Consider the following 7,898-nt stretch of genomic DNA (forward strand, 5'->3'; position numbering starts at 1 on the left):
AACGTAGCAAACATCGGTGAGTTTAACCAACTGCGAAATAGCACATGTGTGATTCACTTCAGTGTTATCAAATAATCTCCCATTACTCCCTTGAAAGTCCGATGAACTGGTCGCATATTATGTTTCGTGTTTTCAATACATGTTCAAAAAAACTCCATCCTTGATAATTTGCTCTAATCTAGAGCTTAATCCCAGTGAATTTCTCTTTATCGGGTTTATAATTCCGAACTTGTCACTCCATTGATGTTCTTGCCAGCTCACTCACTTTTTTCTTATTTGATAAAAAACTCATCTTAAGTTGCTAATTTATAGACACTCAACTGCCCATTCCATATTGAAGTGAAACTCACCAGCCGTGAGTTTAGACTCGGGTATGGTAATACGCGCTTGAATGTCGACTTCTTTATTGGATGCGAGTTGCTCTACAGGAAACTCGACTCCCTGACGCCAATAATTAATGTCCCCTTCATAGCGAACGGGTGTTTCTACTTTGAATCGCACAAGTTCTGAAATACGAGACTCATCAATTGAGCCTAGGTCAATATGTTGCAGTTTGAGCAACAATCGAGAATCTTTGCGATTGGACTCCAACTTGAGCGTGATTGCTCTGCCATCGTATTCTCGACCAAAACTCATTTCACCTTGGTTATTGATCACTTCTAAACCGCAGCGTTCTCTAACATGCTTTTTAAAGCTTAATGTAGAGTGATTGTTGGATGCCAATGTACAGCTAGATAAGCTGATTAATATGAACGCGACAATAAATCGTGGCATGTTAGTTCACCATAACGCGGACAATAAAGTCCGTGACCGCTTGTTCAGTAACAGCCACATTACTGATGGTTTGCTTATCTTTGAGAGATACCTGATAGCTTGAGCTCAGTACAATATCGGCATGATGATATTTGTATTCGACAATAAGATCGCACGTGACACGGTCGGTTTGCTTAATTTCGACGGTAGTATCGGTGTAGTTAACGCGACTTTCGGTGTCGATTAACTCGATACTCGACCAATCGATGTATTCAGAATTCGACAGCGCATCAAAGATTCGGCGTTGGTGGTTGTCTGAGCCTTCTACGCACATTTGATTGAAATGTTCGACTTCTTTCCTATCAAACCCTGTGCTCACGGCATAGGGCGCGATAAACAATATCGCCAAGAATAAAACTAGAGTTTTCATAGTACCTCTGGGTCAGTAAGCCCTCGTGATTAGAGGGCTTACCGTGGGAGAGATGATGGATTAGTTACACTCAATCTTCCATTTTGTTTTTACTTCGTAATCTTCACTTGCGTCGAGATTGCTTTCATCAACCGCAACACGAGCGAAAAGATTCATATTGTTATCTTCACGAATTTGATCTCGAGTGATGTCTACACCCGATTCCCAACTAACTGCAGATTGGTCTAGCTCTGTTGTACCCGTTGACTGGAAAAACACATCGCTCTTTTGAATTTGTCCGTCAAACGATTCAATTTTGATCTCTTCTGCTCGCACTTTGATTCCGTTTCTGTTGCTGACTAACTTTACAGTTGCGTGAGATTCATTGTAACTTTCGCCAAAAGCTAGGTCGGCTTGGTCTTCTGTTGCTTCTATGCCACATTGAGACTCGACAGACGCTGAGAATACAACATCACCTGTTTTGTCATCTTGATGGTTAGGTGGTACGGCAAACGCCGATCCAGTGGCAAATACAGACATGGCAGCCAGGCCAAGTAGTGGTTTTTTATTAAGCATTTTTTACTCCGAAAAAGTGGTATTGCTTTGTTTCATCTTCAGCAGGCGATATTTCTCTGCTTCGATTTGTAATAGCTTTAGCTCGTGTTCCGCTTGAGCTAGCTCTTCTAAACGTTCTCGCTCACGGAGCTCGAACTCGTAGAGTCGACGACAGTCAACTCGATCCTCACCACCAAACTGCAGTGTGACAGCTGCGTAAACACCCGCCTCATCCTGATTCTGGTAGTAATAATTGTTGTAATAGCTATCGCTATCTTCATTGCCGGTTGATCCGTAGGTTCCGAACTGAACGGTTTTACCTGTGGAAATCGCTTGCTCACATGACGCACCCTCAGAGGTACGAACTCGGTCGGTTCCTGATGGGTTGGATACACTCGGTATCGGGTTCGAAAATACAGGGCTCGTGAGAGAAAAACTGGCCAATGAAGCGATAGCCAGTGCAACGACAGTCAATAAAGCTCTGCGTAGCGTTGTTATGATCTTGTACATAGTTAGTACCGTCTTAATTTGGTTAATATCGTTTGAACCTAAGGTTCGTGCACACTTCGTAGCTGTTCGGAGAATCCGTCACCATGCGTGTACAGATCTTTTTCTTGGTTGTTTGAGCCGCGGGTGTTTTCACATTGATATCCAGCTCTATCTCTTGGTTTGCATCCAATTGGATCTTGTTTGGAAATTCATTGTCATCAATTCGCAGGTAGTAGTCGGCTTGTTTGGTATAACGGTTTACCAATAAGAACCTGACCTGTGTTTTGTCGGAATAGGTCTGAAATTCGGTATTTTTCCACTTGTGCACATTTGCGTTTGCTAAGGAACTGCTCAGCAACAACGCGGCAGCAATGATGTAAATAGCCTTCATGAGAACCTCAAAATGATGATCGAGGTCTCATTTTAAGTTCGTTCAAAGACAGGACTTACCATTTTGCGCCACTGACATAAGGCTGACAGTACGGTAAAAATGACTGAGATTTTTTAGGTTGAAACTGAAGAACAACGAAAATCGGAGGGCAGAGCTGAGGAGAAGTGGACAAAGTGACTATTTATGATTTCATCACTCAGTGTCACAATTACAAATATAAGGTGCTGCAGTTTATTGAGGTATTTGTTAGTACGGGATACTCTAACAACCATCTTCTATTTGGATCCGTTATCATGAAAATGCCTGTTAAATTCGCTGCATTTGCAGCTTCCCTTTCTTTCGCTTTCAATGCCTTTGCTGCCCCTGTTGAATTTCAGAAGATCCCTGAGATCATGCAGCAGTTTGAAACTGCAGAACTGTACGTTAAAAAGTCGGTCACTCTAGGTCGTTTGCCAACAGAGTCTGAAATTGGCATTGATTTCCCTACCTATGTTTCAGACGGTGAGGGCGGTTACAGCATCGAGACAAATAACGTAATGACAGATTCTGTTGTTATCGCAAGTATGCCGAGAGCGATTGTGGATGATGTTTTCAACCAATGGCTAGTACCTAAAGAGACGTGGATCAGCAGCTACGGATCTTTGCCAACCTCGACCGTTGAATTTAAGCCGTTTAAGCGTATTAAAACCATCAAAGCCATTAAGATTGATGCTGAAATGCTTGAGCTGTTAGGCAGTGAAGATGGCAACACGGCGATGATCAAAGTGAGCTGGGATGAGAAGGGAATGAAGGTCTATAAGGATGGTTACTTAGCGGATTATGAGTACGGGATTGCCCCTCATGAGATGCAAGAAAACTATGAGCTAGCGCCTAAGTAATTAAGTTCATGTAAGAAAAGCGCCCAGTTTTTGCTAGGCGCTTTTTTTAAGCCCACCAAAACATGACGAAACTCACGCTTTTCTGACAATTTACCGCTCGTTGTGTTAGCATGCGCGGCTTGTCTTTGTAATTGATAAAAAACATATTACTCAGCGGATTTCTTTGTTTATCTGCCGTAATGACCTCATTCAGTTTGGCCTGACTTGGCTGAACATCTGCATTTTGCTCGGACGCAAAGAGAGTAGTACTCACTACTTCACTATGTACATTTGAGAGCACCATCTATCAAAGGCCTTTTTGAAACAGCCTAAATTAGCGCGAACTTAGTTCTGCGTGAAGGGTTTCGTTTTTCCAAAAATCCCTCTCGGCGGCTAAGTACTCCTTAGTTGCTGACAAGTAAGGAGTCTATATGACGACTACGGTATCTACGTCCGTACCTACATCTCAAGCTGGTAACACAGCTCCGATAGAGAAAGAAGTAAACCACCCGTTCCTCTCTTTGGTTATCATGGTGATTGTTGCTGCAATCGCAACTTACTTCATCCCTGCTGGTGAGTTTGAACGAGTGGTCATGAATGGCCGCACGGTTATCGACCCAGACAGTTACACACTATTAGCCAGTAACCCAACAACATTAGCCTCTTTTTTCGAATCATTTTTTAAAGGCTTCAAATCCGCTTCTGGTGTGATGGGTGTTGTGGTATTTGTGGGTGGTGCTTTCGGCATTATCAAACACATGGGTTTGTTAGACGCATCCGTCGTTGCGTTAACGACTAAGCTAAAGAAGCAAGGCTTGTACGTGATTGCACCTGTGATCATGACTGCGATCTTCTTCAACGTCACCTTCACCGGTATGCGTGAGCTTGATGTCATTTTTATCTCTTTGATGATCCCTATCTGTATCAAACTTGGCTATGACGCGATAACGGCACTTGGTGTTGTTTTACTGGCAAGTTGTGCTGGTTTTGCAGCTGCGCTAGCTAACCCATTCTTCACAGGTATCGCACACACTATTGCTGAACTGCCTATGTATTCAGGCATGTGGTACCGCTTTATTGTTGGCATGTTCATGTTATTAACGGGTGCTTGGTATGTACTTAACTACGCGCGCAAAGTTAAGCAAGATCCAACCAAAGGTTTGTTGCATGGTACGGGTTACCACTACGAATCTAGCGTTGAAGCGAAAACACTGACTACTCGTGAAAAGCTTGCGGGCATCGCGTTCTTGGGCGTATTCGCATACATGATCTTCGGCACGTTGACGATGGGGTTCGGCTTTACCGAGATTGCGGGTGCATTTGTGGCAATGGCGATCATTCCGGGTTTGGTGGCGGGTTTATCTCCGAACAAGATTTGTGAGTATTGGACCAAAGGTGTTAGCGATGTATTGGTGGCAGTACTGATCATCTTCTTCGCTCGCTCAGTGTTGACCATTATGGAAGATGCGAAGATTGTTGATTCTATTATCTTCTATCTTGCACAGATCATTTCTGGTAGCTCTAAACTTGTGGCAGCAGCAGGGATCTACTTCTCGCAGGCTGCGATCAACTTATTCATTCCGTCTGGCAGTGGCCAAGCGGTGATCACTATGCCAATCATCATTCCATTGGCAGATATTGGTCAAGTGACTCGCCAAGTTGCGGCGTTGGCTTCTCAATTGGGTGATGGTATTTCTAATTATATTTACCCAACCAACGGTGGCTTGTTAGCGGTATTGGCTATTGCAAAAGTGCCTTACACCAAGTGGGTTCGTTTCTTCTTACCGCTGTTCTTGTTCTGGTCAGTGGGCGCTTTGATTTCAGTTGTGATTGCTCAAATGATTGAGCTAGGGCCTTTCTAAGGTTTCTGTTTAATCGAATGCATGGACAGTTAAGGCTTAACTGAAGCCGTGTGAGTAAATAAGAAGGCAGCGAATTCGCTGCCTTTTTTTGTTTAAAGAAAAGCTATTCTAACGTCAAAGATTACTTTTCAAATTGGTAAGAAGAGGGCACGACAATGACGCCTTTTTTCGATATGTGAAAGCGTTTAGCGTCGGCAAGTCTATCAATGCCTATTTGGGTTCCATCTGGCACCTTAACGTTTTTATCGATGATGCAGTTCTGAATGTGGCAGTTTCGCCCAATCTCGACGTCTTCAAACAGAATACTATCAATCACAATCGCGGCATTGCTGACTTTGACCTTAGGGAAGAAGATAGAGTTTTGCGCCGAACCCCCTTCAATCACCACTCCATTCGCGATCATCGAGTTGATGAATATCCCTTGGTTTCCTTCTACAGAAGCAATGGTTCGCGCAGGTGGAAGTTGCGGATCATAGGTGCGAATCGCCCAATCTGGTTGGTATAAATCGATAGGTGAGGCTGGCTTCAACAGATCCATGTTGGATTGGTAATAAGAGTCGATAGTACCAACATCTCTCCAGTACGCATCTTGTGTTACGCGCCCTTCTTCGTCACCAAACTTGTATGCGTAAACACTGTTGTTGCCGACCAATTTAGGAATGATGTCTTTACCAAAATCGTGGCTTGAGTTCGGGTCTTCGGCGTCCGCCAGTAGCGCTTGTGTTAGCACCTCTTTATCAAAGACGTAAATACCCATTGAAGCCATGCTTCGAGTTGGCCTACCGGGTACACATGCAGGGTAGCGTGGCTTCTCGGTAAAATTATTGATCTCGAGAGATTCATCTATCTCCATCACACCAAACTCTTTGGCTTCGTCAATCGAAACCTCCATGCACGCTACGGTTAGATCGGCCTCGTTCTTTTTGTGCTGCTTGAGCATTGGCGCGTAATCCATGCGATAGATATGGTCGCCTGATAACACCACCACATGCTTAGCTTCACTACGAGAAAGCAGATACAAATTTTGATAAATCGCATCGGCTGTACCGCTATACCAGCTATCACCTGTTCGCATTTGTGGGGGAACATTGGTGATGTATTCGCCGAGCTCGGGGTTAAGCACCGACCAACCATCCCTTAAATGTTTTTGCAAAGAGTGAGACTTGTACTGAGTCAGCACCAAAATTTGGCGTAACCCTGAATGTAAGCAGTTCGCGAGCGTGAAATCGATGATTCGATATTTGCCACCAAAGGGCACCGCAGGTTTTGCACGGTTATCGGTGAGGGGAGAAAGCCGAGAGCCAACACCGCCGGCCAGAACGATTGTTAGAGTGTCTTGCATGGTCAGAACCTCAATGTATTTATGATTATGAACATAGACTTGCAAGCACTAAGCCAAATGTAACTCATTGAATATTAAACGAGGTGAGATTGATTCTTGTAGATCTGCACCAAATTGATGCGTACGAGATATTGGCTTGCTCTATTTTGATCCGAAGAGACCTGGGCAAAGTGAGGGTGGTGAATTAACAAGATGACGCACGGGAAAGTTGCATTACAAAACTGTCAATAAAATGAAGGAATAAAGTGATCAGGTCGATATAAATTTACATAAATAATCACAACTTTTCACAAATTGATTTCCATCAATAAAGTAGGGTTATTATATGCTACCTTGCACGCAAAATAAGAAATGATTACTCATTCACCAATAAAAATTAAGCCCTCAAAAGGAAATTATAATGAAAAAAACAGTATGTGGTATTGCGGTTATTGCGGCTCTTATGTCAACCAACGTTCTTGCTCATAAAGAAGGTGATTTCATCATCCGTGCAGGTGCAGCAACAGTTTCTCCAAACGACAGCAGCGGTGCTGTTCTTGACAATTCAGACCTAGAGTTTTCAGTTGATTCAGATACTCAGCTTGGCCTTACTTTCGGCTACATGTTCACTGACAACATCAGTTTTGAAGTATTAGCAGCGAGCCCATTCTCACACAATATTTCTGTAAATGGCTTAGGCAAAGTTGCTGACACTAAGCACCTTCCACCAACATTTATGGTTCAGTATTACTTTGGTCAAGCGAACAGCGACTTCCGTCCTTATGTGGGTGCGGGTATCAACTACACGGTATTTTTCGATGAAAGTTTGAATGGCACGGGTAAAAGTGCAGGCTTAAGTGACCTATCTCTTGACGATTCTTGGGGCTTGGCGGCTAACATCGGTATTGATTACATGATCAATGAAGATTGGTTCCTAAACGCATCAGTTTGGTATGCAGATATTGGTACTACAGCTAAGTACAAGCAGACTGTTAATGGGACGACAACACAATACTCAACAGACGTTGATATCGACCCATGGGTATTCATGATTGGTGGTGGCTACAACTTCTAAGTCACCTATTCAGTTTACTAAAGGCGCTCAAGCACCAGCCAGCTTGGGCGCTTTTTTTTGGTTCATCGCGGCTTTCCGGGGAAAGCCGCTTTTATTTTCAAGAAGAAGTAGTCTGTATCTCGATACCCATACCCCATTCGCTTGATTAGCTTTATCTTGTTGTTTATCCCTTCCAGTGTGCAGGTG

The 7,898-nt window shown here is 43.5% G+C and carries 10 protein-coding genes; 3 read left to right on the forward strand and 7 right to left on the reverse strand.

Features of this window, described 5'->3' with window-relative positions; all coding sequences use genetic code 11:
• Positions 1-306: 306 nt before the first annotated feature.
• The 5 genes from L3V36_RS05430 to L3V36_RS05450 are packed head-to-tail and all read right to left on the reverse strand — an operon-like array spanning position 307 to position 2,597.
• Positions 307-774 carry a hypothetical protein gene (locus L3V36_RS05430; protein WP_237296605.1) on the reverse strand — a complete coding sequence of 156 codons (468 nt, stop codon included), beginning with the start codon at positions 772-774 and terminating at the stop codon, positions 307-309.
• Position 775: 1 nt separating this feature from the next.
• Complete coding sequence (locus tag L3V36_RS05435) at positions 776-1,183, reverse strand: hypothetical protein (RefSeq protein ID WP_102447060.1); 408 nt, start codon at positions 1,181-1,183, stop codon at positions 776-778.
• Positions 1,184-1,243: 60 nt separating this feature from the next.
• Complete coding sequence (locus tag L3V36_RS05440) at positions 1,244-1,738, reverse strand: hypothetical protein (protein WP_102447061.1); 495 nt, start codon at positions 1,736-1,738, stop codon at positions 1,244-1,246.
• Between the two features lie 3 nt (positions 1,739-1,741).
• Positions 1,742-2,227 carry a hypothetical protein gene (locus L3V36_RS05445; RefSeq protein WP_102447062.1) on the reverse strand — a complete coding sequence of 162 codons (486 nt, stop codon included), beginning with the start codon at positions 2,225-2,227 and terminating at the stop codon, positions 1,742-1,744.
• A 22-nt stretch (positions 2,228-2,249) separates the two neighbouring features.
• Positions 2,250-2,597 (reverse strand): hypothetical protein, encoded by a 348-nt coding sequence (locus tag L3V36_RS05450; RefSeq protein WP_102447063.1) that lies wholly within the window; start codon positions 2,595-2,597, stop codon positions 2,250-2,252.
• Between the two features lie 293 nt (positions 2,598-2,890).
• On the opposite strand from L3V36_RS05450, the gene L3V36_RS05455 reads away from it, so the two are divergent.
• Both L3V36_RS05455 and L3V36_RS05460 read left to right on the forward strand, forming a co-directional pair.
• Positions 2,891-3,475 carry a hypothetical protein gene (locus L3V36_RS05455; RefSeq protein ID WP_102447064.1) on the forward strand — a complete coding sequence of 195 codons (585 nt, stop codon included), beginning with the start codon at positions 2,891-2,893 and terminating at the stop codon, positions 3,473-3,475.
• A 410-nt stretch (positions 3,476-3,885) separates the two neighbouring features.
• The gene (locus L3V36_RS05460) at positions 3,886-5,316 is read left to right on the forward strand and encodes a Na+/H+ antiporter NhaC family protein (RefSeq protein ID WP_004733003.1); all 1,431 of its coding nucleotides are present in this window, start codon (positions 3,886-3,888) and stop codon (positions 5,314-5,316) included.
• Positions 5,317-5,437: 121 nt separating this feature from the next.
• On the opposite strand, the gene glgC is transcribed toward L3V36_RS05460, so the two are convergent.
• Positions 5,438-6,658, reverse strand: a complete 1,221-nt coding sequence (glgC, locus tag L3V36_RS05465; RefSeq protein ID WP_102447065.1) for a glucose-1-phosphate adenylyltransferase — start codon at positions 6,656-6,658, stop codon at positions 5,438-5,440.
• Positions 6,659-7,058: 400 nt separating this feature from the next.
• Between glgC and ompW the strand changes: the two genes are divergently transcribed.
• The gene (gene ompW, locus L3V36_RS05470) at positions 7,059-7,712 is read left to right on the forward strand and encodes an outer membrane protein OmpW (RefSeq protein WP_102447066.1); all 654 of its coding nucleotides are present in this window, start codon (positions 7,059-7,061) and stop codon (positions 7,710-7,712) included.
• Between the two features lie 62 nt (positions 7,713-7,774).
• On the opposite strand, the gene L3V36_RS05475 is transcribed toward ompW, so the two are convergent.
• The coding region (locus L3V36_RS05475; RefSeq protein WP_137406502.1) for a transposase at positions 7,775-7,898 on the reverse strand (124 nt) is incomplete at its 5' end.

This window comes from Vibrio sp. G-C-1 (assembly GCF_021728015.1).
GTDB lineage: Bacteria > Pseudomonadota > Gammaproteobacteria > Enterobacterales > Vibrionaceae > Vibrio > Vibrio splendidus.